The sequence below is a fragment of the Acrocarpospora phusangensis genome (assembly GCF_016862995.1).
Lineage (GTDB): Bacteria > Actinomycetota > Actinomycetes > Streptosporangiales > Streptosporangiaceae > Acrocarpospora > Acrocarpospora phusangensis.
On the sequence record NZ_BOOA01000096.1, the window covers coordinates 1 to 26503 of the forward strand.

Below are 26503 nucleotides of genomic sequence, written 5' to 3' on the forward strand. Positions count from 1 at the left end.
CAGACGACACTTCTCATGGACCAGACGCCGGGTCCTCGCCGCTATCCGGCGCCCTCTACGCAGGCGACGCTTCTCACCGCCCCCGGCACCGAAAGGTGGCCGGTTCGTTCCGGAGGATCTCCTTCGGGAGGGATTTCAGGGATCTCCTTCGCCGTCGTTCATGGTGGCCCCGGCCGACAGCGGGGCTGCACGGGCAGGACCGACGGATCTCTGGGGAAGAACCCCTAACCGAATGAAGCCGAGCACGCTTGGCGCCGGTGCGGCGAGCAGCGTCACCTGCGTTAACGGCGCCGGATAACGGCGAGAGGCCGGTGCCCCGGGTCATTCTGTTCGGAGCTCGAAGATTGGAGGGCTGGCAGGGGGCGCCCGGCGGTCACGCTACGGCTTTGCCGGGGCCGTCGGCGGAGGCGGGTCAGTGGTGGTGGTCGTGGCGGCCGAGGGTTTCGACGGAGGTGGCGGTGGGGCGGGTCCATTGGGGCATGGGGCGGCTGGTCGGGCCCCAGGTGGGGTTGCCGTCGGCGTCCGCGCGCCAGTACCAGCAGGGGCCGAGGCCCTCCGGCCAGCCTTCGGGGTTGTCCTGCCAGGACTCGCCGCGGCCGTAGGGGGTCATGTCGAGCAGGGCGAAGGAGCCGTTGGCGGGCTCGTTGCCGCGGCCTGTCGTGGAGTAGGTGAGGAACGTGCGGTCGCCGTCGCGCAGGAAGCAGGTGAGGTAACCCATGTCGCCGCCGACCGGCGCGGGCACGTCGCGCACCGAGTACCAGGGCTGGGTGTAGCCCATGAACTCGACGAAGGAGGCGACCTCGTCCCAGCGGCCCGTGGTCACGATGGCTAGCGAGACTCCGCGGGCGTTGAGGTAGACGGCGTCCTTCAGGTGCCAGGCCGCGGTGGTGCAGCCCTCGCACTGGCCCTGGTGCGGAGCGCCGTCGTACCACATGTGCTTGTAGACCAGGAGTTCGTCGCGGCCCTGGAACAGGTCCAGGAACGGGACCGGGCCGTCGGGTCCGACGACCTCGACCTTCCCGTCGAACTCGACCATCGGCAGCCGGCGGCGGGCCGCGGCGAGGGCGTCGCCCTGGCGGGTATGGGCTTTCTCTCGGACCAGCAGCTCGTCACGGGCGGCCTGCCAGGTGGCCATGTCCACCACGGGCGGTCGGCCGGTCAGCGCGCTGGTCGTGTCATCCGGCGTGGTCGTCATGGTGTCCTCCGCTGGGTCTCATGCCGGGCAGCATCGTACGACGGTTATTAGAACAGACTCGCGAACCGACGGGAACTCATCGAGAAATGGCCGCCGACTTTGACGACACCGGATGACGGCGAAAGAGGACAGCTTGAGGCTTCCGCGAGGACCCTTCGAAGGTACGCGCTTGCCCTCGTGGAGCCGGCTTGAGGACCTTCCGAAAGGAGCCCTTCGGAGGTTCGCCCCTGCCCTCGCGGAGCCGACTTGAGGACCTTCCGAAAGGAGCCTTCGAAGGTACGCCCCTGCCCTCGCGGAGCCGACTTGAGGACCTTCCGAAAGGAGCCTTCGAAGGTTCGGGCTTGTTCTCGTGGAGGCGGGTGAGTGGGGATGGGTTCTCATTCGGGTGGGGGCGCTGGAAGGATGGTGGGGTGGCTTGCGGGGATCCCGTGCTGCGGGCGGTGCGGGCGGTGTGTTTCGCGGTGGTGTGTGTGGGCGTCACCGCGGGCGGTCATGCCTTCGCCGGGGGCGGGGCGATCGGGCCGGGGGTGGCCGGGGCCGCGATGCTGGGGACGCTGGGCGTCGCCTATCTCGTCGGGGGGCGGGAGTTGGGGGCGCGGGCGGTCGTCGGGGTGACGGCTGGGGTGCAGGGGTTGTTGCATCTGTTGTTCAGCTGGGCCGCGCCCGGGGTTGAGCGGGTGAGCGAGCATCTTCATCTGAATGTGGGGATGGGGATGGTTCATCTGGTCGTGGGGTTGCTGACCGGGTGGTGGCTGTATCGGGGAGAGAGCGCGCTCTGGTTGATGCTGCGCATCTGGGGGGCGTCGATTCCGGTGCCCCGGTGGTTGCCGGCGGGTGCGCCGGTCAAGGTGGTGACGCCGCTGTGGACGGTGACGGCCTTCGATGAACCGGCGGCCGGGCGGACCTGTGACGTCGCGGGAGGAATCGCCAGGCGGGGGCCGCCGGCGCTGGGATGCACGACATCGGTCATCCCGTCGTAGGTCATCCCGTTGTGCCCGGAGTCCGGGCTTTCATCTCTGGAGTTCACGTTGGCTTCCATGCCGCGATTCATCCGTAATTCCGTGGCGGCCACGCTCGCCTGCGGGCTGTTCCTCGCCCTGCCGGCCGCGCCGGCCCTCGCCCACGACCGCCTCAAGAGCAGCGACCCGGCGAAGAACGCCAAGGTGTCCAGCCTGGAGACGATCACGCTGGACTTCACGTCCAAGGTGCGCTTCCCCGCCGTCGTCCTGATGCTGGACGAAGAGAAGATCAACCTCGCCAAGCCCAAGCTGGACGGGACCAAGGTCACCGTCAAGGTCCCCGAGCCGCTGGTCTCGGGCAAGTACACGATCGCCTGGCGGGTCGTGTCGGCGGACGGTCACCCCATCGAGGGCGAGATCCCCTTCACCGTCAAGGCCCCGACCCCGACCCCCACCCCCACGCCGGAAGCGACCGAAGCGACTGAAGCGACTGAAGCGACCGAAGCATCCAGTACGCCGAGCGCGGCGGCGGCCGTCAGCTCGCCGGTCGCGCCGACGCCGGTCACCTCCTTCTCGGAGGCGGGCGGCGAGGAGGAGACCACCGAGGGCGACGGAGTCCCCGGCTGGCTGTGGGTCGCGGGCGGCATCCTGGTCGCCGTGGGCGTCGTCGTCTGGCTCAGCACCGGCCGCAAGAACAACGAAGCCTGACCGCCTCGCTCAACCAACCCCGGTCCGCCAATCTCGATCAACAAACCCTTGATCCGCCGCATCGATCGGCCGGTTTCGATCAGCTGATCGAGATCAGGCGGTCTCGATCAGCAAACCCTTGATCCGCCGCATCGACCGGCCGGTTTCGATCAGCCGACCGAGATCAGGCGGTCTCGATCAGCAAACCCTAGATCCGCCGCATCGACCGGCCGGTTTCAATCAGCCGACCGAGATCAGCCGGTCCCCATCGACAAACCCTAGATCCGCCGCATCGACCGGCCGGTTTCGATCGGCCGATCGAGATCAGGCAGTCTCGATCCACCGGAATGACCAGCCGGGCTGATCAACGGGATCAGGCGGGATCGATAAGCCGGATCGGTCAACGGCTGGACAGTTGCCGGACGGTGCGCCAGCGGGTCATCAGGAGCAGCATGAGGGTGATGATCGTCAGGGCCGGGAAGGCCAGGGCGAGCATCGCCCCCAGCTGCTGGTCGCCGTCCCGGTTGGGCGCCCAGACCAGGTCGAGCCAGACGTACCAGTCGGCGCCCCGGACCCCACCGGTCAGCAGCCCCAACGTGATCAGCGCGTTGATCACGAGAGCGAGGGCGAGGATCCGGGTCCGTACGATGGCCACGATCGGGCGCGGCAGCGGGTCCTCCCCGATGGCCGTGGCGAAGAAGACGAACCCGGTCGCGACCATGACCACCTGCAGAATCAGCCGGACGGCCAGGCTGGACTGGGCGAGGTCGAAGAACGGCGTCAGGTAGAGCAGCAGCAGCGGGACCGCGTAGAGGCCGAGAGCCAGCCACGGGTGGGAGAGGGCACGCCCGATCGGGCTGTCGATCCTGTCCCGTCCGGCCGGGTTGATCTCCTGGTAGAGGGTCAGCGGGGCACCGAACACCAGGAGAGCGGGCCCGAGGGTGCTCAGCAGGCCGTACTGCACGGCGTGGACGGAGAAGATCGCGGGGCCGTAGGCGGCCAGGCCACCGGTCAGCGCGTACAGGAGGACCAGCAGGCCGCCCAGCCAGGCCGCGGTACGGGCGACGGGCCAGGACCCGCCACTCCGGGCGAGGCGGCGCACGCCGACCAGGTACGCGGCGGCGAGCCCCACCACGATCAGCAGCAGGATCGGGTCAGGCCGGATCTCGGTCAGCAGCCCGCCCGGAGAGAACGGGGCGAGCACGTAGCCGAGCGCCGTGTTGTCGGTGGTCAGCTCGACCTCGGCCGGCGGCGGCGCGGTCCGGGACAGGCCGACGGCCAGGCCCACGGTGGCGAGCATGACCACGATCTCCCCGCTGGCCAGCCGCAGGAAGGGCGCCCGCGCGTCCCCGGACTCCATGGCCGCGATCGTGTTGCTCCGGTGCCGCCACCCGAACCACCCCAGCACCGCGAGGGCGGCGATCTTGGCGAGGATGAGCCAGCCGTAGCGGGTGGTGAAGAGGGGTTCGAGGCCGCCGAGGCGTACCCAGGCGTTGATCGTGCCGGAGAAGCCGACGGCGACGTAGCAGCACAGGGCCAGCACGCTGAAGCGCCGCACGGTGGTGACCAGGTCGTCGTTGTCGCGCAGCAGCAGGACGAGCGCCAGCAGCCCGCCCACCCAGACCGCGGCGGCCCCGATGTGCAGCATCAGGCTGGAGACGGCCAGGTTGTGGTCGGCGGCCGAGGCGGAGTGGCCCGCGTAGGCGGGCGGCAGCACGGCCACGATCGCGATGACGAGCAGCGCGGCCCTGCCCCACGGGCCGAGCGGCAGCAGTACGCCGACGGAGACGACCAGCGCCAGCACCGTCACGATGAGGAACGCCTGGCCCTGCGGGATGTTGAACAGGAACGTCGGCAGCACGCCCGACTCGACGGCCTCGCCGAGCGGCAGCCCGAGGAAGTCCGACAGGGTGAGCAGCGCGGTCAGTGAGGCGCTGAACGTCCAGACGACCGCCCACCGCCCGGCGGCCTGGGCCAAGGCCACCCGCGCCTTGGCGTCCTGCGCGGCGATCAACGAGGCGACCAGGATGCCGACGGTGGCGACCGCGCACACGTCGTGGACGAGCCTGACGATCGGCAACCCCCAGCGGGTCAGCGGCCCCGGCGAAGGCAGTCCCTCGATGGACGGGGTGGGCGTGCCGCCCCCGAACCAGAGGGCCAGCAGGAGCACGGCCAGCGCCGCGAGCGCGCCGGCGAAGGCCAGCGTTCCCCCGCGTAACCGGGAGGTGGTTTCAGATCCCGTCGTCATAACGGTTCCTCAGTATGTCGGTTCCGGCACCTCCGGGGCGAGAGGGAGGAATGTCAGGTATCTGTGCGGGCGGTGACAGCGCCGCTGGCCAGGCTGGGAGCATGACATTCGCGTTCGAGGCGGAAGGCCTCGTGAAACGTTTTGGAAAGACGACCGCGCTGGACGGCATCGACCTGGCCGGCCGCCAGGGCAGCGTGCTGGGCGTGCTCGGCCCGAACGGCGCCGGGAAGACGACGGCGGTGCGCATCCTGGCGACCCTGCTGCGACCGGACGCCGGGCGGGCCACGGTCGGCGGGCTCGACGTGGTACGGCAAGCCGGCAAGGTCCGCCGCCTGATCGGCCTCACCGGCCAGTACGCCTCCGTGGACGAGGACCTGACCGGCACCGAGAACCTGGTCCTGATCGGCCAGCTGCTCGACCTGCGCCGTACGGACGCCCGCGCCCGCGCGAAGGAGCTCCTGAACGATTTCGGCCTGGCGGAGGCCGCCGACCGCCCGGCCAAGACGTATTCGGGCGGCATGCGCCGCCGGCTGGACCTGGCCGCCAGCCTGGTCGGCCGCCCCGACGTCATCTACCTGGACGAGCCGACGACCGGCCTGGACCCGGTCAAACGGGACGACGTCTGGACGATCATCCGGTCCCTGGTGGGGGACGGCGTGACCGTGCTGCTCACCACGCAGTACCTGGAGGAGGCGGACGCCCTCGCCGACGACATCTCGGTCATCGACCACGGCAAGGTGATCGCCAACGGGAGCCCGGCCGAGCTGAAGCGGGTGGTCGGCGGTCAGACCGTGCTGGCCAGACCGGCCGACCCGGCCCGGCTCGACGACGCCGCCGCCGTGCTCGCGGCCGTCGCGGGCCGCCCCGCCGACTCGCCGACCAGGGGTGTGGTGGCCGTGCCCGTGTCCGGGGACGCCGCCTTCACCGAGATCGTCCGCCGGCTGGCCGACGCGGGCATCGCCGTGACCGAGCTCTCGCTCCGCCTGCCCAGCCTGGACGAGGTCTTCTTCACCCTGACCGGCCGCCACACCACCGAGGAAGCAGCATGACCACAACCACGACGACAGCCACCGCTCCCCCCACCCGTCCGGTGGTCTCCCGGCCGCAGGAACGCCCGTTCGGCCTGATCCGCCACAGCCTGGCCCTCGGCCGCCGAAGCCTGATCAAGACGCTGCGCACCCCCGAGCAGCTGCTCGACGTGACCCTCCAGCCGATCATCTTCACCCTGGTGTACGTCTACCTGCTGGGCGGCGCCGTCTCGGGTTCCACCCAGGACTACGTGCAGTTCCTGCTGCCGGCCATCCTGGTGCAGACGGTGCTGTTCGGCGGCATGGCCACCGGCGTCAACCTCAACACCGACATCGGCAAGGGCGTGTTCGACCGGTTCCGCAGCCTGCCGATCGGCCGGTCCGCTCCGCTCATCGGCTCGGTCCTGGGCGACCTGATCCGGTACGTGGTGGCCACCGTCTCGCTGCTGACGACCGGGTTCGTGCTGGGCTTCCGCGTCCAGACCGGCTTCCTGTCCGCGCTGCTGGCCTGCGTCCTGACGATCGTCTTCGCGTTCTGCCTGAGCTGGATCTTCGTGCTGGTGGGCATGCTCGTACGGGAGCCGGGCGGCGTGCAGGGCATCGCGTTCCTGGTGCTGTTCCCACTGACCTTCGGCACGAGCATGATCACGCCCAAGGAGACGCTGCCGGGCTGGCTGCAGACCTGGGTGGAGGTCAACCCGGTGTCGCACGCGATGGAGGCGTCCCGGGCGCTGATGGTGGGCGGCTCCGCGGGCACGCACATCGCCTGGAGCCTGGGGTTCTCAGTGCTGGTGCTGGCCGTTTTCGCGCCCCTCGCCGTACGCGCCTACCGTCGCAGGACGTGAGGCGTCGCGGACCTGCGCGATGGCGTCGGGCCGGGTGAGAGCGGCCCCCGTCCCGTACGCCCGGGCGTACGCGGTCTCGCCGAGGATCGTGGCCAGGCGTCCGCTCACCCGTACGACCTCGGCGTTGAACCGGTCGGGGGCGCCGCGCAGCTGCTCGGTGGCCCCCATCGTGACCGCGCCCCGGACGGGGTCCCCCCGTTCCGCCTGTACGGCCGCCGCCGCGACCCCCACCTTGGCCAGCACCGGCATGTCCTTGGCCAGCAGGGTCAGCCCGGCCGCCTGGTCGACGAAGTCGGCCGCCGTCTCCGTGTCGCCGGCCTCCAGCGCCAGGAAGGCCCGGGAGGTCAGGACCAGCGCCCGGAACTGGGGGGCGAGCAGCTGGGTGTCCTTGATGGCGGTGACCTCGGCGACGGCGAGGCCGTACTGGAGGGCGGCTTCGTCGAGGTCGCCGAGCCAGCGGGACAGGTCGCCCAGGCCGAGGCGGGCGAAGACGACGTTGCGTACCGTCCAGTCGCCGTCGTCCCAGACGGCCATCTCCTGCAGTTCGGCGCGCGCCCGGTCCACGTCGCCCTTCTGGGCCCGGACCGTGGCCAGCCAGATGCGCTGGTGCCCGGCGTCGTCGTCGGGGCTGATCTCCCGGATCAGGGCGATGGACTCCTCCAGGGCTTCGACCGCGCCGTCGAAGTCGCCCGACACGAGCAGGATGTCGGCCAGTGAGGTGAGCGCGTGCGCGAGGCCCCACCGTTCCCCGATCTCGCGGTAGCCGCTGACGGCCACGGTCAGGTCGAGATGCATGCCCGCCCGGTCCCCGTCGTTCTCGCGGATGAAGGCGCGCAGCATGTGCAGGGTGGCCCTGACCCAGGGGTCGGGGTGGCCGAGCCGTTCGGCGATGACCTCCAGGCCGCGCGCCGCGTCGTCGGTGAACAGCGCGAGCGCCGGTTCCATCAGCGCGAGCATCGGATTGTCCACGTCCAGGTCGGACAGGGCGATCTCGCGCAGTTCCTCGATGGTTCTGGCCAGCTTGGCGAAGTTGGCGTTGACCGCGCTGTTGATCAGATAGAGCGCGGTGGCGATCTGCCGGGCCGTGGCGGGGGACTCGCCGGGCACGTCCAGGGCCAGGCGCAGCCAGCCCGCGGCCTCGCTGCGGCGGCCGCGGATCATCCAGAACTGGCTGAGGGCCGCGCCGAGCCGGACCGCCGTGTCGGCGTCGCCGCGGTCGGCCGCGTGGTGCAGGGCGGCGAGCAGGTTGGCGTGCTCCACGTCCAGGACCGCGATCCAGCTCATCTGGTCCCGCCCGCGCAGGTACGGCTCCGCGGTCTCGGCCAGCTCCAGGAAGTACGCGGCGTGCGCGGCCCGGGTCTCGGCCAGGTCGCCGGATTCGGCCAGGCGCTCCAGCGCGTACTCCCGGATGGTCTCCAGCATGCGGTAGCGGGGGCCCTCCGGGCCTTCGACGAGCTGGAGCAGCGACTTGTCGACCAGGGCGGCGAGCAGGTCGAGCGTGCCGCCCAGGGGTTCGGCCGCGGCCGGGGTGAACCCGGCGGGGAAGACGGCCAGCCGTTCGACCAGCCGCCGCTCCCCGCCGGTGAGCAGGTCCCAGCTCCAGGCCACGACCGCCCGCAACGTCTGGTGCCGCGCCATCGCCGTACGGCTTCCGCCGGTCAGCAGCCGGAACCGGTCGTCCAGCCGGGAGGCCACCTGCTCGACGGTGAGCGAGCGCAGCCGGGCCGCGGCGAGTTCGATGGCCAGCGGCAGCCCGTCCAGGCGGCGGCAGATCTCGATCACGTGGCCGGTGTTGGCGGCGGTGAGCGCGAAGCCCGGCGAGACGGCGGCGGCCCGGTCCGCGAACAGCCGTACGGCCGGACCCAGCTCGTCCGCGTCCGGCAGGCGCAGGGGCGGGACCGGGTACAGCGTCTCGCCGACGATGCCCAGGGGCTCCCGGCTGGTGGCCAGCACGCGCAGGCGCGGGCACTGGCCGAGCAGTTCGTCGGCCAGCCGGGCCACCGCGTCCACCAGGTGCTCGCAGTTGTCGAGCAGCAGCAGGGTCTCGGCCCCGGAGAGCGTCTCGACCAGGCGGGCCATCGAGCCGGGGTCGCCGTTGAAGGCCGGGCCGAGCGTGCCCAGCACGGCCTGGAGCACGTCGGCCGGGTCGGTCACGGGGGCGAGTTCGACCAGCCAGGTGGCCTGCGGCAGCCCGGCGGCGACGGTGACGGCCAGCCTCGTCTTGCCCGCGCCGCCTGGGCCGACGAGCGTGACCAGCCGGTCCCGGCGGAGCCGGGCGCCGATCCAGGCGATCTCGTCGTCCCGGCCGACGAAGCTGGTGAGCGGGGTGCGGAGGTTGCCACGCGAACGCCGTACGGGCGTGGCGGGGCCGCGGAGCACGGTCAGGTAGGTCTGCTGGAGGGCCGGGCCGGGATCGACACCCAGCTCGTCGGCCAGCCGCCGCCGGAACTCCTCGTAGCCCGCGAGCGCCTCCGCCTGCCGGCCTTCCGCGCAGAGCGCGCGCATGAGCAACCCGCGCAGCCGCTCCCGCAACGGATGTTCCGCGGCCAGTTCGGCCACTTCGGCGGCCAGCCCTACCGGAGAACTCGGCGTCAACCCGGCAACCCCGGCCAACCCGGCGATTCCGGCCGGCGAGCCGGGCGCTGGTCCGGCCGCCCAGGAGGACCCGGCCGTCGAGCCGAGCGCGGGTTCAGCGGAGGAGCCGAGCGCCAGGCAGGCTTCGATGCGGTCTTCGGTGGCCGACAGCCACGCCTCGTCCAGGCGGCTGATCGCCGCGTCGGCGAAAGGCGCCTCGGCGAGATCCGCCAGGGGACGCCCGCGCCACAGCCCGAGCGCATCGTCGAGGAGAGCCAGGGCCGTCGCCGGATCTCCCTCGGCCAGGCCGCGCCGCCCCTCCGCGGCCAGCCGTTCGAACCGGTGCAGGTCGACGTCGTCCTTGGGCACGTCCAGCCGGTAGCCGCCCGGCGCGGAGCGCAGCGGCTCCGCCGCGGGCAGGGCCCGCCGCAGCCGGGACACCAGCGACTGGAGCGCGTTGGCCCGGTCGGCGGGCGCCGCGTCCCCCCACAGGGCGTGCGCGAGCTGGTCCAGGGTCACGACCCGGCCCGCGTCCAGGGCCAGCCGGACGAGCAGGGCCCGCAGTCTGGCCCCGCCGATGGTCGTCACCTCGCCCCCGGCGACCACTTCGAGCGGCCCGAGGATGCTCACCCGCATACCAGCCACTCTGCCACGCGGTCCGGCAGGGCGGTTTGACCTGGAGCCCACTCCAGTTGGCAAGGTGGAGCGCATGAGAACCCGAAACATCGGTACGGTGCCCGTCAGCGCCATCGGTCTCGGCGCGATGCCCATGTCGGTGCTGGGCCACATGCCGGACGAGGCCCAGTCCATCAGGACCGTGCACGCGGCGCTGGACGCGGGTGTGACGCTGATCGACACCGCGGACGCGTACACGCCCTCGCACCGCGAGGTCGGGCACAACGAGCGGATCATCGCGAAGGCGCTGTCCTCCTGGGGCGGCGACACCGGCGACGTGCTGGTGGCGACCAAGGGCGGCCACACCCGTACGGCCGGCGGCGGCTGGGGCCTGAACGGCAGCCTCGACTACCTGCGGGAGGCCTGCGAGCGCTCGCTCAAGGCGCTCGGCGTGGACAGCATCGCGCTCTACCAGCACCACCGGCCCGACCCCTCGGTGCCGTACGCGGAGAGCATCGGCGCGCTGAAGGAGCTCCTGGACGCCGGGAAGATCCGGGCGGCCGGCATCTCCAACGCCAATCCGGCGCAGATCAGGGAGGCGGCCGAGATCCTCGGGCCCGGCCTGGTGAGCGTGCAGAACGAGTACTCGCCCCGGTTCCGCAGCAGCGAGCCGGAGATCGACGTGTGCGAGGAGCTGAACCTGGCGTTCCTGCCGTGGTCGCCGCTGGGCGGGATGAGCTCGGCCCGGCAGCTGGGCAGCGCGCACGCCGCCTTCGGCGAGATCGCGGAGGCGCACGGGGTGTCGCCGCAGCGGGTCTGCCTGGCCTGGATGCTGGCCCGCAGCCCGATCGTGATCCCCATCCCCGGCTCCAGCCACCCGGCCACCATCCAGGACTCGCTGGGCGCGCTCGACCTGGAGCTCACCCCGGAGGAACTGGCCCGGCTGAGCGGATAATCCCCGTATGGATCCAGTACGGCACAGCGTCCGCGCCCTGCTGTTCGACGGCGAGGACCTCGTCCTGTTCCGGCGGCGACGTCCGGGGCGGGAGCCGTACTGGATCACTCCGGGGGGTGGGATCGAGCCGGGGGACGCCTCGCCGGAGGCGGCCCTCCGGCGGGAGCTCCAGGAGGAGCTGGGCGCGACCGCCGGGCCCGCGGTGCCGGTGTTCTCGCTGGTGGAACCCGGCTACCGGAGCACGATCTATGTGTGCCGCCTGGTCGAGCTGGATCTGTCCCGGCGCACCGGGCCGGAGTTCCACGACCCGGACGCCGGTACGCACGAGATCCAGCGCGTCCGCCCGGCGGACGTCGGCCGGGTGAACCTCATGCCGGAGGAGCTGCGCGAGTTCGTCGTGCGGAACGCGGCCGTGCTGCCGTCGCTGGTGGACGCGCGGCGGCGGTACCGGCCGGTGGTGGACGTGCACGTGCTGCTGTTCGACGGGGACCGGGTGCTGCTCGGGCTGCGCCGCGGCACGGGTTACGCGGACGGCGAGTGGGTGGCGATGCCGTCCGGGCATCTGGACGAGGGCGAGTCGGTGCTGGACGCGGGCGCGCGGGAGGCCAGGGAGGAACTCGGCGTCGAGGTGGGCGGACTGGACGTCGGGCATGTCATGCACCACCGCAATCCGGGCTGCGCGGGCCGGATCGGCTTCTTCCTCGTGGCCAGGTCCTGGTCCGGAACCCCCGTCAACGCCGAACCCGACAAATGCGAAAAAATCGCGTGGTTTCCGGTGTCGGAGCTCCCGGCCAACACCCTCCCGGCTGTCGTCGCCGGTCTCCGGGCCTACTGCGGGTCAGCCGGGACAACGAACCCACCGGCCAACAGCGAACCCGCCGGGACAGCGAACCCGCCGGCGAGCGACGGATCGGCCGAGGTCGGCGACGGTCAAGCCGACCATCGGCCGGCCGGAGACGCGGGAACCCACGTTCACCGCCCTTCCGGCGCGCACGGCCATGCCGAACCCGGCCGCCATGGCGGCGCGGGAAGCCACGTTCACCGCCCTTCCGGTGCCGCTGCCCGGGGTGCGAGCCCGGCAGGGTTCTTCTCACTCCATGGCTGGGAGCGGCCCGGCCTCGACGAGCTCCGGGCCGAGGCGGCGCGGTCGAAATGCGAGGAGCTCACCGTGGCCGTCCTCGCGGCGTCCGGCGGCGGCATGCTGGTGATCTCGGACGCGGAGAGCGACCGGTTGCCCTCCACGGTCGTGCGCCCCGGCGAGACCCTGGCGCAGGCGGTCGCCCGCCTGCACCCGGGACCACCCGTCTACGCGGGCGCCGCCGACTACGTGAGCCCGGCCGGCGTCACCGGCCGGCGGTTCGTCTTCGCGGTGACTCCCCCGCCGGAGAGCCTCCCGAAGGACCTGCGCATGCCCGCCCGCGACCGGGAACTCATCGCGGGCTGGTGAGCTCCACGTGGCCTTCGGCCGTGTGCCAGTAATCCCGTGACTCGCTCACCAGGCCCTCCTCGTCGAAGGTGACGAAGGCGCAGCCCGCCAGCGTGACCGGCTGCCCGTCCTCGGCGGCGTGGACGAGGAACTCCACCACCGCCGTACGCCCGTCCACCAGGGGTTCGCCGAACCGCACCCGGACGATCTCCTCGGTGGCGAAGGACCAGGCCAGGTAGTCGGTCAGTTCGGTCTTGCCCTGGTGGACCGGGCGGAACGGCATCGATCGGTGCACGCAGCCCTCGGCGTACAGGGTGGCGAGCAGGGCCTGGTCGTGGGTGGCCCAGCCTATTTCCCAGGTACGGGCGAAACGGCGGGCTGCCTCTCGGGGATCCATCGGGTTATGACACCACGGCGGGCGTCGATCCAGAGCGCCGCGCCGGTGATCAGCGCGCCCGCCCCTTCCCAGAGGCCGACGCCGAGGAACTCCGCCGGGGCGGCTTCGGTGATCACCAGATAGGTGAAAACCGTACAGGTGAGAAGGCGGAAGGGGACCGTCCACAGGTAGAACGAACGAAATTCAGAAGCTGCGGCGAAAAGGTAGTAAATGCCCATGTTGATGGCGGCCATTGATGAAGCGGCCATGTACACGAGCGTGTAGTCGCCGGGAGCACGCTGCTCCACTGCCTCGAAGCCCAGCATGCCGAGCAGGGTTGACGGGGAAAGAAGGCCCACGATGCCGAGGGCGAATGCGAGAAATCCGAAAACTGCGATGGTCCATCCCGAAGATGATCGGGGCACGAGCGCTCCAATGGGTGTAGCCTCAGCGATGATCTCTGGGGGTGCATTCCACCACAAACTGTCAGGGACGGTATGCGTACTCGACCCATCCGGTTCCAGGTTGTGATCCTGGTAGTTCCTCCGCTGGTCGCGCTGATCGGCCTTTGGGCCTTTGCCGCCGGGCTCACCGGCGTGGACGGAACGCGGCTTCTTCAGATCAATTCCTTGGTCAACGCCATCGCCAACCCGTCCGAGCAGGTGGTGATCGAACTCCAGCACGAACGCCTGCTGACGGTCGCCGGCAGCCCGCTGGACAAGCAGCGCGCCGAGACCGACGCCGCCGTCAAGACCTTCCGCGACCTGGCGTCCGGGATCGAGGTCGATCCCAAGCTGCGCACCCTCGTGGACGACGTCTTCGCCAAACTGGACGGCCTGCGCGAGATCCGCGCCGGAGCCGACCAGGGCGACCCCCGGCTGCGGGTGGTCGAGGCGTACAGCACCATCGTGGACGTCACGTTCCGCATGTACGACGCCATGATCCTGGTCCCCGACACCGCCATCTACCGGCAGGCCCGCGCGGTCACCTCGCTCGGCCAGGCCAAGGAGCTGCTGGCCCGCCAGCGCGCCCTCATCGTCGGCGGCCTCGACCCGGCCTCCCGTGCCGCCTTCAACGACGCCGCCGCCACCCGCCGCTTCCAGTACGGCAAGGCCCTGTCCGAACTCGACGCCGAACTGGCCGCGCCGTACGCGCCGACCCAGGCCCAGGCCAACTTCCTGGCCCTGGAGGACAAGATCGCCAAGGGCACCTCGCCGCCCGACGCCCAGGTCGTCGTGGACCTCTACTGGACCGAGGTCGAACGCAACCAGGTCGCCTCGGTGGACCGGCTGGTGGCCCGGGTCACTCCGGCCGCCATCGGCGTGCTCCTGCGGGTCGGCCTCGCCGGCGGCCTCGGGCTGGTGGCGATCGTGATGACCGTGGTCATCTCCATCCGCTTCACCCGCCGCCTGACCCGCGAGCTCACCCAGCTCCGCACCGCCGCCCTCAACCTCGCCCACGTACGCCTGCCGCGCGCGGTCGACCAGCTCCAGCAGGGCCAGGCGGTCGAGGAGCCCGGCGAGGTCCCGGCCATGCCGGACGCCATCCTGGAGATCGAGCACGTCGGCCAGGCCCTCAACTCGGTGCAGAGCACCGCCATCGAGGCCGCCGCCGGCCAGGTACGGCTCCGCAAAGGCGTCGGCCTGGTCTTCCTCAACCTGGCCAGGCGCAGCCAGTCGCTGCTGCACAAGCAGCTCACCCAGCTGGACACGATGGAGCGCCGCGAGGAGGACCCGGAGGCCCTGGAGGACCTGTTCCGCCTGGACCACCTCACCACCCGCATGCGCCGCCACGCGGAGAACCTGATCATCCTCTCCGACGCGGTCCCCGGCCGGGGCTGGCGCAAGCCGGTGCCGATCCTGGACGTGGTCCGCGGCGCGCTCGCCGAGGTGGAGGACTACGGCCGGGTGAACGTGCTGCCGATGCCCTCGGTCTCGCTGTCGGGCGCGGCGGTCGCCGACGTCACCCACCTGGTCGCGGAGCTGCTGGAGAACGCCACGATCTTCTCCCCGCCGTACACGAAGGTGTACGTGCGGGCGGAGCCGGGGCGCGGCGGGGTGATCGTGGAGGTCGAGGACCGGGGGCTGGGCATGAACGCCGCCGAGTTCGCCGCCATGAACGAGCGGCTGGCCGGGCCGATGGAGTTCGACCTGGCCAACAGCGACCGCCTGGGCCTGTTCGTGGTCGGCCGCCTGGCCCACCGCAACGACATCACCGTGACCCTGCGCCCGTCCCCGTACGGCGGCACCACCGCGCTCGTGGTCATCCCGGAGGAGCTGATCGAGCGCCCGGCCCCCGTCGAAGCCTGAACACGCCGGTACGGCCCGCGTGGCGCGCGGGCCGTACCGAGTTCAGGGGTCAGACGAGCGCGGGCTCTCGCTGCGCTGGAGCGACCTCGTCGTCACCGTCGTCGTCGCCGTGCGAGAGGGCCGGCAGCCAGCCGAGCCAGCGCGGCAGGTACCAGTTCCAGTCGCCGAGCAGTTTCATCGTGGCGGGCAGCAGGACCGCCCGGACGATGGTGGCGTCCAGCAGGATGGCCACGGCCAGGCCGACGCCCATCTGCATGAAGGACAGCAGCGACAGGGTGGCGAAGACCGCGAACACGGCGACCATGATCAGCGCCGCGCTGGTGACCACGCCCGCGGTGCTGGTGATGCCGTGCGTGACCGCGTCCTCGGTGCGCATGCCCTTGTCGTACGCCTCCCGGATGCGGCTCAGGATGAACACGTGGTAGTCCATCGAGAGGCCGAACAGGACCACGAACAGGAACAACGGGAGCCAGTCGGTGATGGTGCCGGTGGACTGGAAGCCGAGGAGGCTCTCGCCGTACCCGTCCTGGAAGACCAGGACGAGCACGCCGTAGGCGGCCGCGACGGAGAGCAGGTTGAGCAGGATGGCCTTGACCGCGACCACCAGGGAGCGGAAGGACATCAGCAGCAGCAGGAAGGCGAGCAGGAGCACGAAGCCGAAGACCAGCGGGAGGGTTCTGACCATCTGGTCGTTGAAGTCCATCGAGCCCGCCGTGCTGCCGGTGACGTGGGCGCCGGGGATGGTGGCCGGGATGACCTTCTCGCGCAGGGTGAGGATCGCCTGCTCGGAGACCTCGTCGGTGCCGCTGCCCTTGATCGCGATATCGATGCGGGCGACCGTCCTGTCGGGGTTGACCAGGACGCTGAAGGGTTCGTTGGCCTCGCCGGTGGCGAAGGCGGCCTCCTTGAACCGCTCGATCGAGGCCGTCACCTCGGGTGAGGTCACGTCGGCGGCCTTGAGCACGACGACGGCCGGCTCGTTGCCGCCGGGGAACGCCTTGTCGATCGCCTTGAAGGTCTCGGCGATGGCGTAGTCGCCCTGCAGGTCGTCGATCGTGGTCGGGCCGGGCTTGAGACCGAGCGCGGGGATCGCCAGCGCGATCAGCAGCCCGCCCGAGACCACGATCGAGATCACCGGGTGCCGCAGCACCGGGCGCAGCACCGCGTGCCAGAACCGGCTCTCGCCGCCGCGTACGCCCAGAATGCGCCGCCATGTCACGCGCCCCCGCGTCGCGACCCGGACGGTGCCGTGGACGACCCTCGCGTCGATCTTGTCGCCGATCAGCGAGAGCAGCGCGGGCAGCACGGTCAGCGAGCCGACCACCGCGGTCAGCACGACCAGGATCGTGCCTTCGGCGAAGCCCATGAAGACGCCGTTGCCGGTGAGGAACATGCCCGCCATGGCCACGATGACCGTGATGCCGGAGACCAGCACGGCCCGCCCCGAGGTGGCCGCCGCGATCTCGATGGCCCGGCGCTTGTCCCGGCCCTTCGCCCGCTCCTCACGCTCCCGCATGATGTAGAAGAGCGAGTAGTCCACCCCGACGGCCAGGCCGATCAGCAGCATCACGTTGGAGGTGGCGCTGTCCACGTGGAGCAGCTGGCTGGTCAGCGCGAGCAGGCCGGTGGCGGAGAAGATCGCCGTCATGGCCAGCGCGACCGGGATCAGGGCGGCCAGCAGCGCGCCGAACGCGGCCAGCAGGATGCCGAGCGTGATGGGCAGCGACAGCTGCTCGGCCCGGACGAAGTCCTGGTCGATGGCCTCGCCGATCAGCTTGTCCGCGCTGGCCCCGCCGGCCTGCTCGATCCGCAGGTCCGGATGCGCCGCGGCCACCTTGGCCACCGCGTCCAGCACCGGCTGCACCCGCTCGTCGGCGTCCTCCCCCGCGCCCTTCATGTCGAACTGCACGAGCGCGGCGCGCCGGTCCTGACTCACCGGCGAGGGCTCCGCGTCGTACGGCGTGCGCAGGTTCTCCACCTGGCCGGTGCCGTTCACGGCCGCGGTGACCGCCTCCACGGCCGTCCGGAACCCGGCGTCGTCCACCACGAGCGTGTCGCTCCGGACGAACACGACCTCGCTCGCCACGTCCTTGTAGTTCGCGCCGTCCAAGATCTGTTCAGCGGCCCGGGAATCCCCGTTGGCGCTCTCGTAGCTTTTCATTTCCGCTGTCTCGACGGCGCTGCCCGCGAAAGTGGCGGCGGCCACGAAGCCCACCCAGATAAGCAGCGCCCACCAGCGGTGGCGGGCACTCCAGCCCCCGACCCTGGCGGCCAGGTTCCTGCGAATTCTCATGTGCGATCCCCTTTACGATTTCTTTAAACCGTAGGAATCCATCAATCGCCGGACATCCGCCGCGAAAGCCAAATCCGAGGTACTGCCTGGGAGGTACGGCTCTCGTCCAGAAGGTCTAGGGGAAAACCCGAGTACCGGGGTGGGGGATACCCCCGGCTACGCTCTACTGCGTGATCCCCGCTGACGAGTTCTACGCCGGGCTGTATCGGGTGATCCCCGCTTCCGGGGCGTTCATCACCGATCCCGCCGACCGCGTCCTGCTGGTCAAACCCAATTACCGGGACCATTGGGGGTGGCCCGGCGGACACGTGGACGACGGCGAGGCCCCCGAGGCCGGGTGCGCCCGCGAGATCCGGGAGGAGCTCGGCCTGGAGCTGCCGGTCGGGCGGCTGCTCACCGTGCACTGGGTGCCCGAGCTGAGCGACCGGCCGTACGCGCTGGTGCACTTCATGTTCGACTGCGGGACCCTCCCCGACGGGGACGGCATCGTGCTCCAGGAGGACGAACTGGACGCGTACGGGTTCTTCACGGCGGAGGAGGCGGCCGGGTTGCTGCCGCCGCACCTGCTGGACCGGTTCGTCGCCAGTCAGCGGGCGCGGCGGGACTCCGTCTGCACCTACCTGTCCTGCGGGCCGGAGGCGTTCCCGGCGGCTCAGAGCAGCTGAAGCAGGCCCATGGCGCGCACGCTAGCCGGTTCGGCGAAACGCTGGACCGGCTTGAGGGTCTTGCTGAGCACCACGACCGTGTTGCGGGTGGCGCCCTTGACCCGGACCGCCAGGCGGCCGTCGCTCAGGTAGATCGCGCCGATCAGGGTGCCCCTGACGGGGATGGTGAGCTTCGCGCCGGTCACCGTGTCCACCACGGTCGGGCGGAACCAGGTCGGCCAGGCGCCGTCGCCGCCGGGGTCGGACGGCTTGATCGCGCGGATGATCACCTTGCGCCCGTCGGGCGAGAGGCTCTGCACGTGGTTGGCCAGCTTGATCCCGGCGGCCTTGCGGGTCTTGCCGGTGGTCACGTCCAGCAGGTGCACGCCTTCGGTGGTGCCCGTGTAGCCGGCCAGGTAGCGGCCGTTGGCCGACCAGGCCAGGTGGCAGACGCCGTACGTGCGGCCGACCTTCTTGAGGCCGGTGCCGTCGGCGTTGACCACGCTGATGGGCGCGGTGGCCTCGGTGCCGGTCATCGGGTAGGCCAGGCGCTTGGAGTCGGCCGACCAGACGGGGGTGGCGCAGGGCGCGCCGAAGATCGCGTTCTTGGCGACGACCTTGTCGCTCCTGCCCTCGGTCACGTGCAGCCGGCTGTCCTGGTCGACCCAGGCGACCTTCCTGCCGTCGGGTGAGGCGGAGAACTGCCCGAGGCCGCCGACGCTGGTCTTGGTGAACTTGCCGCCCAGGTAGCGGTAGATGTCGGCCTTGGTGGTGAAGCGGTAGAAGACGGCTCCGGAGACCGGCGCGGTGGAAGCCTCGGTGGCGGCCTCGGTGGCGGCGTCGGCCGCGGCCACCGGGAGGGCCAGAGGGGACAGCAGCGCCGCGACGGCCAGGATCCGGATTCTCATCCTCCAGATCCTGGTGGATACCCGCCGGCGCCGCCAACCGGCCACCCCTTTCGTGCCTGAAAAAGCAGAAAAGCTAACCTTGTCGGTATGGGGCGACGGAGGACGCTGATCTTCTGGCTGATCGGTGTCCTCGCCTATGCGGCGGCCGTCTTCCAGCGGCAGACCCTCGGCGTGAGCGGCCTGGACGCGGCCGAACGCTTCGGTCTCGGAGCGGCCGGGCTGTCCGTGCTGGGCATGCTCCAGTTGCTCGTCTACGCGGCCATGCAGATCCCGGTCGGCATCCTGGTGGACCGCTTCGGCTCCAAGCGCATGCTGCTCACCGGAGCCCTGATCATGGCGTCGGGACAGCTCCTGTTCGCCGTGTCCACGGGACCGGCGGGCGCCATCGCCGCGCGGGTGTTAGTCGGCTGCGGCGACGCGATGACCTTCATCAGCGTCATCCGCATGATCAACCTCTACTTCCCGGCGCACCGCAACCCGCTGATGGTCCAGGTCACCGGCCTGCTCGGCGCCCTCGGCGGCATCGCCGCCGCCGTCCCGCTGATCACCGCCCTGCACCGGTACGGCTGGACGCCCACCTTCCTCGGCGCGGCCGGCCTGAGCGCGCTCGCCCTGGTCGTCGTGCTCGTGGCGTTACGCGAAGGCCGTCCGGATCCCGGCCGTGAGCCCCGGGGCGTACGGGCCGCGTGGGCGGAGCCGGGGACGCGCCTCGGGATGTGGACGCACGCGGCGACGCAGTCCTCGGGCGCGGCGTTCCTGCTGCTGTGGGGGTATCCGTTCCTGGTCACCGACCAGGGGCTCGGCCCGCAGGCGGCCGGTGGGCTGATCACGGCGCTCACGGTGCTGTCGCTCGCGTACAACCCGCTGTTCGGGTGGGTGGCCGGGCGGTTCCCGACCCACCGCTCCCGCATGGTCCTGCTGATCGTCGGCAGCACCGCCGTCTCCTGGACGGTCGTGCTGCTCTGGCCGGGCCCCGCGCCGGCCTGGGTGCTGATCGCGCACATGGTGGTGCTGGCCGCCAACGGCCCCGGGTCCGTGATCGGCTTCGACTACGCCCGCACGTTCAACCCCGCCGAGCGCATCGGCGTCGCCGCCGGAATCGTCAACGGCGGCGGGTTCCTGGTCACGGTGACCCTGCTCGGGCTGATCGGCGTCGGGCTGGACCTGCACGGCGACTTCCGGCTGGCGCTGGCCGCGCAGTACCCGATCTGGGGCCTGGCCGCGTGGCAGGTGCTGCGTTACCGGACCAGGACCGGGATCAGGACGCGGCTGGCCGAGGCACCGGCGTGAACGGGTCGGCGAAGTGGCCGGTGGCCAGCACGATCGCCCGGTCCACGAGCGCGGTCCTGGTGCGCACCGCCAGTTCCTGGTCGTCGTCGTACAGGTAGGGGATCGCCGGGTCGGCGAGCTGGGCCTCGTGCAGCAGCGCGTCGCCGGAGATGATCAGGTCGCCCACCTCGACGATCTGGTGGCCCGGCGTGTGCCCCGGCGCGAGCGTGACCTTGACTCCGGGGGCCGGTTCCGCGGTGCGGTGCACGACCTCCAGCGCGTCCTTCAGCGGCCGGATCACCCGGTCGCGCATGAGCCCGCCGCCCGCCCAGTCCAGCTCGGCCTGCTGGATGACGTAGCGGGCGTTGGGGAAGGCCGGTTCGCCGTCCACGACGGCGCCGCTGACATGGTCGCTGTGCAGATGGGTCAGGATGACCACGTCCACCTCGCCGGGCGTCACGCCCACGGCGGCCAGTTCGGCGGTCAGCTGTCCCGGCACCGGCGCCCAGCCGGAGGCGGGCGAGTCCAGGCCACCGATTCCGGTGTCCACCAGGACCGTACGGCCCGCCGCGCGCAGCAGGTGGCAGTGGAAGTGCAGGACCCACTCCTCGCCCTCGGCGAAGGTCCCACCAGGAAAGAGTTCGGGCAGCGGGCGGCTGATGGCGGCCCCCATCGGACCGGCGGCGTCGCAGAGCGCGACCACCTCGACCCCCGCGAAGACCCTCGGCTGGTACGGCATGACCGCACCATATCGACGAGGTTGTAACGGGAAAAGTCAGCGGGCGGTGCGGTTCGCGGTGCGGTTCGCGGAGGTGTAGTCGAAGTCGAGGTCGGCGGCGTAGACGGCGCGCTGGCAGCGGGCGCAGCGGTAGAGGATCGGGCCCTCGTCCAGCGCGGTGTGACATTGCGGGCAACAGCGACGGTTCCTGGTCATTACCTTCTCCTTTGCGGTGTGCGTCTATTGCACCCGCTGCGGCTTGCAGTCGACTTGCTGTTTTACTGAACGCGTGCTTGTGGACGTATTGGAACTGCTCGCCTGTCCGGTGTGCCGGGAGTCATTGAGGATGGTGCCCGAATCCCTGAGTTGTAGGCATGGCCATAGCTTTGACGTGGCCAAACAGGGCTATGTCAACCTTCTGACGGGATCCTCCAAGCCGGGTACGGCCGACACCCCCGCGATGGTCGCCGCCCGGGACGACTTTCTCGGCGCGGGCCACTACGACCCCATCGCCGACCGGCTGGCCGAGCTGAGCGCGGGCGCGGAGATCGTCGCCGACGCGGGCGCGGGCACCGGGTTCTATCTCGGCCGGGCCCTCGGATCCTCCGCCGTCGGGCTGGCCCTGGACATCTCGAAGCACGCGTTGCGGCGGGCCGCGCGGGCGCATCCCCGGATCGGCGCGGTGGTGGCCGACGTCTGGAAGCCGCTGCCGGTCCGGGACCAGGTCGTGGACGTGTTGCTGAACGTGTTCGCGCCCAGGAACGCGGCCGAGTTCGCGCGGGTGCTCAAACCGGACGGCATGCTCGTGACGGTGACCCCCGGGCCCGAACATCTGTGGCCCCTGGTCGACCGGCTGGGTTTGCTCCGGGTCGATGAGGACAAGGAAGGACGGTTGGCGGCGAGTCTGGGCGACGGGTTCGCGCAAGCCGTTCAGGATCGGGTGGAATTCGACGTGGAGCTGGGGCACAAAGCCGTGGCGGAGGTGGTCGGCATGGGGCCGAGCGCGTGGCATGAGCGGGAAACGCCGATCGGGGCGCTTCCGGATCCGGTCAGTGTGCGGGTGTCTGTGCTGATCACAGGATGGCGGTCACGGTGGTGAAACCTCGCGCTTGTGACCCTAGTGACCGGAGGGAGTTTTAGCCGTAAATTCCCCCCTAACATCCTTAATTCTCAGGCCGTTCTGGAGACCGACGAGACATACTTAGCGGCGGACCCCGGGGAGGAATCACCGATGAAGGCCGAGGAACGCTGGCAGGCCAGGTTCCGCGCCCCACGCACCACGCTGCCGGTTTGGGCACGACAGGCCCCCCATCACGCGGTTTACCGCTCCAACACCTCCGGAACCTGGGAGATCTACGCCTGGGACCGGGCCACCGGCCACACCCGGCAGGTCACCGACCGCCCGAACGGCACCGCCCACGGGGACGTGGACCCGACCGGCCAGTGGATCTGGTGGTTCGCCGACACCGACGGCGACGAGTACGGCGTCTGGATCCGGCAGCGTTTCCGCGGCGGTCCCGCCCAGCCGGTGAACCTCCCGCCCGGCTACCCGTGCGGCCTCGCGCTCGCCGCCAACGGCACCGCCGCCATCGGCCGCGCCTGCCGCAAGGGCTTCCAGATCCTCCTCGTGCACGAGAACGACGAGCCCCGGCTGCTCTACCGGCACGACGAGTTCGCCTCGGTGGCCGGCATCTCCCTGGACGGCTCGCTCATCGCGATCAACCACAGCGAGCACGGCGACTCCCGCCACCCCGCCCTGCGCGTGCTCAAAGCCGGCGGCACCGTCGTCGGCGACCTGCGCGACGGGCCCGGCAAGGGCGTGACCGGCATCAGGTTCGCGCCCGTCCTGGGCGACCGCCGCCTGCTGGTGCTACACGAGCGCCGCGGCCGCCACGAGCCGCTGGTGTGGGACCCGCTCACCGGCGAGCAGCGGGAGATCTACCTGCCGGTGCCGGGCGAGGTCACCGCCGACTGGTACCACGACGGGCGTTCCCTGCTCATCGTGCACAACCACCGCGGCCGCACCGAACTGCTCAAGTACGACCTGGCCGGCGGCGCGATGACCCACATCGACACCCCGCACGGCGTGATCGACGCGGCCGCCGCCCGCCCCGACGGCACCGTGGAGTACTCCTGGTCCAGCGCCGCCCAGGCGCCGGTGATCCGCTCCAGCAACGGGCACGTGGTCATGAACCCGGGCCCGACCGCGCCGCCCTCGGTGCCGCTGGAGGACCTCGACGTGGAGGGCCCCGGCGGGCGCATCCACGCGCTGGTGTCCCGGCCGATCGGCACGCCGGCGCCGTACCCGACGGTGTTCCTGCTGCACGGCGGGCCGTCCGCGCAGGACGACGACTCCTTCCAGCCGCACGTGGCCGCCTGGGTGGACAACGGCTTCGCGGTCATCCGCATCAACTACCGCGGCTCGGCCGGGTACGGCTCCGCCTGGCGCGACGCCCTGCACGGCGACATCGGCCACATCGAGTTGGCCGACGTGTCCGCGGTGCGCGACTGGGTGGTCAACCGGGGCATCGCCGACCCGGAGCGCCTGCTGCTGGCCGGCAGTTCGTGGGGCGGCTTCCTGACCCTGCTGGGCCTGGGCACCCAGCCCAAGGCGTGGACCGCCGGCATCGCCGCCGTGCCCATCGCCGACCACACCGCCGCGTACGAGGACGAGGCCGAGGGCCTGCGCGCCTACCACCGCGCCCTGATCGGCGGCTCCCCCGCCGAGTTCCCCGACCGGTACGAGTGCTCCTCCCCCATCTCGTACGCGGCCATGGTGGAGGCCCCGATGCTCGTCCTGGCGGGCGAGAACGACCCGCGCTGCCCGATCCGCCAGATCGAGAACTACCTGGACGCCCTCAAGAGCGAGTACGACGTCTACCGCTACGACGCCGGCCACGCCTCCCGGGTGGTCGAGGAGCGCATCAGGCAGATGCGCACCCAGATCGACTTCGCCAACCGGGTGCTGGCCCGTCCCTGATCAGGGCGCGCGCAGGACCAGGATGGCCAGGTCGTCCGCGCTCGGCTCCGGCGCGAAGTCCTCTACGGCGCGGCGGATCCGCTCGGCCACCGCCCGCGCGGACAGGTCCACGCACTCGGCCAGCAGCTTGGCCAGCCCGCCGTCGTCGTCCAGCAGCCGGGACCCGGAGCGGCGTTCTGTGACCCCGTCGGTGACGCCCAGCAGCACGTCGCCGGGGCCCAGCCGGACCTCCTCGGCCTCGAACCGCACCTCGGGGAAGACCCCGAGCAGCGACTGCGGGGTGGCCACCGTCTCCACCACGCCGCTGGGCCGCAGCCGCAGCGCCTCCGGATGCCCGGCCGACACCAGCCGCAGGTCCAGCCCGCCGTGGGCCACGACGATCTCGCCGTGCAGCAGGGTCAGGAAGCGGGCGCGGTCGCCTTCTTCGAGGATCGCCTGGTTGAGGCGGCCGACGACGGCGGCGACGCCGTACCCCTCGCGGGCGAGCAGGCGGAGGGTGTGGCGGGCCAGGCCGGTGACGGCCGCCGCCTCGGGGCCGGTGCCGCAGACGTCGCCGATGGCGAACCGCCAGATGCCCTCGGCGACCGGGAACAGGTCGTAGAAGTCGCCGCCCACCTCGTTGGTCTCGCCGGCCGGCTCGTAGATGACCGCCGAGTCCAGGCCGGGCACGGAGGGCTCCTCCGGCGGCAGCAGGCTGCGTTGCAGGGCCAGGTTGGCGGCGGCCTGCTGCGCGTACAGACGGGCGTTGTCCACGGCGAGGGCGGCGCGGCGGGTGAGGTCCTCGGCCAGCTGCATGGTCTCGTCGGGGAACCGGTCGGGCCGGCCGAGGCACATGACGCCGAGCCGCCGCCCGCGGGCGGTCAGCGGGAACGCGTGCGCCTGCCAGCCGTTCACGCTCAGGTCGGCCGGATCGTCGCCGTCGGGCAGCACCAGGTCGGCCAGAGCGTCGCGGAGCGCGTCGGTGCGGGACTCGTCGGCGTGCCACAGGTAGGCGAGGTGGAGCGGCCCGCCGCGGTGCTCGGCCGTGTAGACGGCGCACCAGGAGGCCAGCCGGGGCACCACGATCTGGGCGATGATCGCGGGCACCATGTCCGGGTTGAGGGTGCCGGCCAGCAGGTCGCTGGCGTCGGCCAGGAAGCCCAGCCAGCCGGGGCCGACCCCCGGCTCGACGGTGGCCTCCTCGGAGCCGACCCCGCCGGGCAGGTCCAGCCTGGCCCACCGGGTCCGGTCCGTGCCGCCGTAGGTCACCCCCCAGGCGGGCGCGTCGATCGGCGACGCCTGCTCCTGCCCGATTTCCTTTACCTCGATTTGAATGGACTCGCCCCGGTGCAGCCACCGCACCTCGAAGGATCCGAACGGGACGGCCGCCACGAGCGCCTCCGCGACCCGCGCCGCGTCCTCGAACATGGGCATGGCCGCCCACGCGGTCAGCACCTCGTGCGTGAACCGCTTCACCGCCGGTACGGCCGCGTCTCCCGCCGCAAAAGAAGCGGCCAGGACGGCTCGTGGAGTAGTCGTCACCGCTTCGTGCCTACCACACTTCCGGCTGACGCGGAGTCAAACAACCGGGCCACCACTCCTACGGAACGTGACAGACTGACCTGTGAGGAGGCCTTATGACGCGCACCATCGCCGAAAAGGATGAGTCGGAACGCCGATACTCGGAGTCCGATCTCCGGCCCCTGCTCGACACGCTGACCGTGTGGCGTGACGGCGACTTCCGGCGCCGGGTGCCGCACGCGCCACCCGGGATCCTGAGCGAGATCCGGCTGCTGCTGAACGAGGTGGCCGACCGGCGCGAGCACCTGGCCAACGAACTGGCCCGCGTCCGCCGCGAGGTGGTCAAGGAGGGCCGCTTCGGCGAGCGCCTCACACCCGGCCCCGGCGTCGGCTCCTGGGCGGAGAGCGTCGAGTCGGTGAACGACCTCATAGACGCTCTCGTCACCCCGGTCACCGGCGCCGCCGACGTGATCGACGCCGTCGCCAAAGGCGACCTCAACCGCCGCATCGACCTGGACAGGACCACCCGCGGCGAGGTACGGCGACTGGGCAAGGCCATCAACGGCATGGTCGACCAGCTGGCCCTGTTCACCTCCGAGGTGACCCGGGTCACCCGGGACGTCGGCACCGAGGGCAAGCTGGGCGGCCGGGCCAACCTGCGCGGCATGTCGGGCTCCTGGCGCGACCTCACCGACGCCGTGAACACCATGTCGGGCCGGGTCTCCGCGCAGGTCCGCGACATCGCCGTGGTGACCACCGCGGTGGCCCGGGGCGACCTGTCCCGCAAGGTCACCGTGGACGCGGTCGGCGAGATGTTCGAGCTAAAGAACACCGTGAACACGATGGTGGACCAGCTCTCGGCGTTCGCCGAGGAGGTCACCCGCGTGGCCCGCGAGGTGGGCACGGAAGGCCAGCTCGGCGGCCAGGCCCAGGTGCGCGGCGTGTCGGGGGTCTGGAAGGACCTCACGGACAAT

22 protein-coding genes are annotated in these 26503 nt (G+C 71.2%); 12 read left to right on the forward strand and 10 right to left on the reverse strand.

Translation table 11 applies throughout. From position 1 onward, the window contains the following. Positions 1–412 precede the first annotated feature (412 nt). Positions 413–1195 (reverse strand): DUF899 domain-containing protein, encoded by a 783-nt coding sequence (locus Aph01nite_RS35385; protein WP_204045424.1) that lies wholly within the window; start codon positions 1193–1195, stop codon positions 413–415. Between the two features lie 410 nt (positions 1196–1605). On the opposite strand from Aph01nite_RS35385, the gene Aph01nite_RS35390 reads away from it, so the two are divergent. Next, positions 1606–2175: a hypothetical protein gene (locus tag Aph01nite_RS35390; RefSeq protein ID WP_204045425.1), complete on the forward strand. Its 570-nt coding sequence runs from the start codon at positions 1606–1608 to the stop codon at positions 2173–2175. Between the two features lie 57 nt (positions 2176–2232). Further along, positions 2233–2862: a copper resistance CopC family protein gene (locus Aph01nite_RS35395; RefSeq protein ID WP_204045426.1), complete on the forward strand. Its 630-nt coding sequence runs from the start codon at positions 2233–2235 to the stop codon at positions 2860–2862. Between the two features lie 379 nt (positions 2863–3241). On the opposite strand, the gene Aph01nite_RS35400 is transcribed toward Aph01nite_RS35395, so the two are convergent. Next, positions 3242–5089 carry a bifunctional copper resistance protein CopD/cytochrome c oxidase assembly protein gene (locus Aph01nite_RS35400; RefSeq protein WP_204045427.1) on the reverse strand — a complete coding sequence of 616 codons (1848 nt, stop codon included), beginning with the start codon at positions 5087–5089 and terminating at the stop codon, positions 3242–3244. A gap of 101 nt (positions 5090–5190) precedes the next feature. On the opposite strand from Aph01nite_RS35400, the gene Aph01nite_RS35405 reads away from it, so the two are divergent. Beyond that, positions 5191–6138, forward strand: coding sequence for an ATP-binding cassette domain-containing protein (locus Aph01nite_RS35405; protein WP_204045428.1), 948 nt, complete (start codon positions 5191–5193; stop codon positions 6136–6138). After that, on the forward strand, positions 6135–6962 hold the full coding sequence (locus Aph01nite_RS35410; protein ID WP_204045429.1) for an ABC transporter permease: 828 nt from the start codon (positions 6135–6137) through the stop codon (positions 6960–6962). Before Aph01nite_RS35405 ends, Aph01nite_RS35410 begins: the two co-directional genes overlap by 4 nt. On the opposite strand, the gene Aph01nite_RS35415 is transcribed toward Aph01nite_RS35410, so the two are convergent. Beyond that, complete coding sequence (locus Aph01nite_RS35415; protein ID WP_204045430.1) at positions 6900–10172, reverse strand: AfsR/SARP family transcriptional regulator; 3273 nt, start codon at positions 10170–10172, stop codon at positions 6900–6902. The genes Aph01nite_RS35410 and Aph01nite_RS35415 overlap by 63 nt on opposite strands. Before the next feature lie 73 nt (positions 10173–10245). Between Aph01nite_RS35415 and Aph01nite_RS35420 the strand changes: the two genes are divergently transcribed. Together Aph01nite_RS35420 and Aph01nite_RS35425 are read left to right on the forward strand one after the other, a co-directional pair. Further along, a complete protein-coding gene (locus Aph01nite_RS35420; RefSeq protein ID WP_204045431.1) occupies positions 10246–11106 on the forward strand; it encodes an aldo/keto reductase in 861 nt (286 codons plus the stop codon). Between the two features lie 7 nt (positions 11107–11113). Continuing rightward, complete coding sequence (locus tag Aph01nite_RS35425; RefSeq protein ID WP_204045432.1) at positions 11114–12553, forward strand: NUDIX hydrolase; 1440 nt, start codon at positions 11114–11116, stop codon at positions 12551–12553. Here the strand turns inward: Aph01nite_RS35425 and Aph01nite_RS35430 are convergent. Then, a complete protein-coding gene (locus Aph01nite_RS35430; RefSeq protein ID WP_204045433.1) occupies positions 12537–12929 on the reverse strand; it encodes a nuclear transport factor 2 family protein in 393 nt (130 codons plus the stop codon). The two genes, Aph01nite_RS35425 and Aph01nite_RS35430, sit on opposite strands and share 17 nt — an antisense overlap. Next, a complete protein-coding gene (locus Aph01nite_RS35435; RefSeq protein WP_204045434.1) occupies positions 12881–13591 on the reverse strand; it encodes a hypothetical protein in 711 nt (236 codons plus the stop codon). Before Aph01nite_RS35435 ends, Aph01nite_RS35430 begins: the two co-directional genes overlap by 49 nt. Between Aph01nite_RS35435 and Aph01nite_RS35440 the strand changes: the two genes are divergently transcribed. Then, positions 13538–15217: a sensor histidine kinase gene (locus Aph01nite_RS35440; RefSeq protein WP_204045435.1), complete on the forward strand. Its 1680-nt coding sequence runs from the start codon at positions 13538–13540 to the stop codon at positions 15215–15217. The two genes, Aph01nite_RS35435 and Aph01nite_RS35440, sit on opposite strands and share 54 nt — an antisense overlap. 49 nt (positions 15218–15266) lie before the next feature. Here the strand turns inward: Aph01nite_RS35440 and Aph01nite_RS35445 are convergent, their stop codons facing one another. Continuing rightward, positions 15267–17510: an MMPL family transporter gene (locus tag Aph01nite_RS35445; protein ID WP_204045436.1), complete on the reverse strand. Its 2244-nt coding sequence runs from the start codon at positions 17508–17510 to the stop codon at positions 15267–15269. Between the two features lie 170 nt (positions 17511–17680). Between Aph01nite_RS35445 and Aph01nite_RS35450 the strand changes: the two genes are divergently transcribed. Next, on the forward strand, positions 17681–18175 hold the full coding sequence (locus Aph01nite_RS35450; RefSeq protein ID WP_204045437.1) for an NUDIX domain-containing protein: 495 nt from the start codon (positions 17681–17683) through the stop codon (positions 18173–18175). On the opposite strand, the gene Aph01nite_RS35455 is transcribed toward Aph01nite_RS35450, so the two are convergent. Further along, positions 18163–19062, reverse strand: coding sequence for a TolB family protein (locus tag Aph01nite_RS35455; protein ID WP_204045438.1), 900 nt, complete (start codon positions 19060–19062; stop codon positions 18163–18165). The two genes, Aph01nite_RS35450 and Aph01nite_RS35455, sit on opposite strands and share 13 nt — an antisense overlap. A gap of 87 nt (positions 19063–19149) precedes the next feature. Here Aph01nite_RS35455 and Aph01nite_RS35460 point away from each other — a divergent pair, with 87 nt between their 5' ends. Continuing rightward, complete coding sequence (locus Aph01nite_RS35460; protein WP_239162223.1) at positions 19150–20352, forward strand: MFS transporter; 1203 nt, start codon at positions 19150–19152, stop codon at positions 20350–20352. Here the strand turns inward: Aph01nite_RS35460 and Aph01nite_RS35465 are convergent. Continuing rightward, a complete protein-coding gene (locus Aph01nite_RS35465) occupies positions 20321–21070 on the reverse strand; it encodes an MBL fold metallo-hydrolase (RefSeq protein ID WP_204045439.1) in 750 nt (249 codons plus the stop codon). The genes Aph01nite_RS35460 and Aph01nite_RS35465 overlap by 32 nt on opposite strands. A gap of 36 nt (positions 21071–21106) precedes the next feature. Next, entirely contained in the window at positions 21107–21265 is a 159-nt protein-coding gene (locus tag Aph01nite_RS35470) for a hypothetical protein (protein WP_204045440.1), read from the reverse strand. 73 nt (positions 21266–21338) lie between these two features. On the opposite strand from Aph01nite_RS35470, the gene Aph01nite_RS35475 reads away from it, so the two are divergent. Further along, positions 21339–22148, forward strand: a complete 810-nt coding sequence (locus Aph01nite_RS35475) for a putative RNA methyltransferase (protein ID WP_204045441.1) — start codon at positions 21339–21341, stop codon at positions 22146–22148. A 132-nt stretch (positions 22149–22280) separates the two neighbouring features. Next, complete coding sequence (locus Aph01nite_RS35480; RefSeq protein ID WP_204045442.1) at positions 22281–24029, forward strand: prolyl oligopeptidase family serine peptidase; 1749 nt, start codon at positions 22281–22283, stop codon at positions 24027–24029. Here Aph01nite_RS35480 and Aph01nite_RS35485 read toward each other — a convergent pair whose 3' ends face one another. Next, positions 24030–25550, reverse strand: a complete 1521-nt coding sequence (locus tag Aph01nite_RS35485) for a PP2C family protein-serine/threonine phosphatase (RefSeq protein ID WP_239162225.1) — start codon at positions 25548–25550, stop codon at positions 24030–24032. A 95-nt stretch (positions 25551–25645) separates the two neighbouring features. On the opposite strand from Aph01nite_RS35485, the gene Aph01nite_RS35490 reads away from it, so the two are divergent. After that, a partial coding sequence (locus tag Aph01nite_RS35490) for a HAMP domain-containing protein (protein ID WP_204045443.1) occupies positions 25646–26503 on the forward strand: 858 nt, incomplete at its 3' end.

What these genes read in the sequence shown, in the direction of transcription:
- Aph01nite_RS35395 (WP_204045426.1), top strand. Translation starts at nt 2,233, where the DNA reads ATGCCGCGATTCATCCGTAATTCCGTGGCGGCCACGCTCGCCTGCGGG.
- Aph01nite_RS35465 (WP_204045439.1), bottom strand. Translation starts at nt 21,070, where the DNA reads ATGCCGTACCAGCCGAGGGTCTTCGCGGGGGTCGAGGTGGTCGCGCTC.
- Aph01nite_RS35470 (WP_204045440.1), bottom strand. Translation starts at nt 21,265, where the DNA reads ATGACCAGGAACCGTCGCTGTTGCCCGCAATGTCACACCGCGCTGGAC.
- Aph01nite_RS35445 (WP_204045436.1), bottom strand. Translation starts at nt 17,510, where the DNA reads ATGAGAATTCGCAGGAACCTGGCCGCCAGGGTCGGGGGCTGGAGTGCC.
- Aph01nite_RS35385 (WP_204045424.1), bottom strand. Translation starts at nt 1,195, where the DNA reads ATGACGACCACGCCGGATGACACGACCAGCGCGCTGACCGGCCGACCG.
- Aph01nite_RS35425 (WP_204045432.1), top strand. Translation starts at nt 11,114, where the DNA reads ATGGATCCAGTACGGCACAGCGTCCGCGCCCTGCTGTTCGACGGCGAG.
- Aph01nite_RS35400 (WP_204045427.1), bottom strand. Translation starts at nt 5,089, where the DNA reads ATGACGACGGGATCTGAAACCACCTCCCGGTTACGCGGGGGAACGCTG.
- Aph01nite_RS35410 (WP_204045429.1), top strand. Translation starts at nt 6,135, where the DNA reads ATGACCACAACCACGACGACAGCCACCGCTCCCCCCACCCGTCCGGTG.
- Aph01nite_RS35415 (WP_204045430.1), bottom strand. Translation starts at nt 10,172, where the DNA reads ATGCGGGTGAGCATCCTCGGGCCGCTCGAAGTGGTCGCCGGGGGCGAG.
- Aph01nite_RS35455 (WP_204045438.1), bottom strand. Translation starts at nt 19,062, where the DNA reads ATGAGAATCCGGATCCTGGCCGTCGCGGCGCTGCTGTCCCCTCTGGCC.
- Aph01nite_RS35430 (WP_204045433.1), bottom strand. Translation starts at nt 12,929, where the DNA reads ATGGATCCCCGAGAGGCAGCCCGCCGTTTCGCCCGTACCTGGGAAATA.
- Aph01nite_RS35420 (WP_204045431.1), top strand. Translation starts at nt 10,246, where the DNA reads ATGAGAACCCGAAACATCGGTACGGTGCCCGTCAGCGCCATCGGTCTC.
- Aph01nite_RS35480 (WP_204045442.1), top strand. Translation starts at nt 22,281, where the DNA reads ATGAAGGCCGAGGAACGCTGGCAGGCCAGGTTCCGCGCCCCACGCACC.
- Aph01nite_RS35405 (WP_204045428.1), top strand. Translation starts at nt 5,191, where the DNA reads ATGACATTCGCGTTCGAGGCGGAAGGCCTCGTGAAACGTTTTGGAAAG.
- Aph01nite_RS35460 (WP_239162223.1), top strand. Translation starts at nt 19,150, where the DNA reads ATGGGGCGACGGAGGACGCTGATCTTCTGGCTGATCGGTGTCCTCGCC.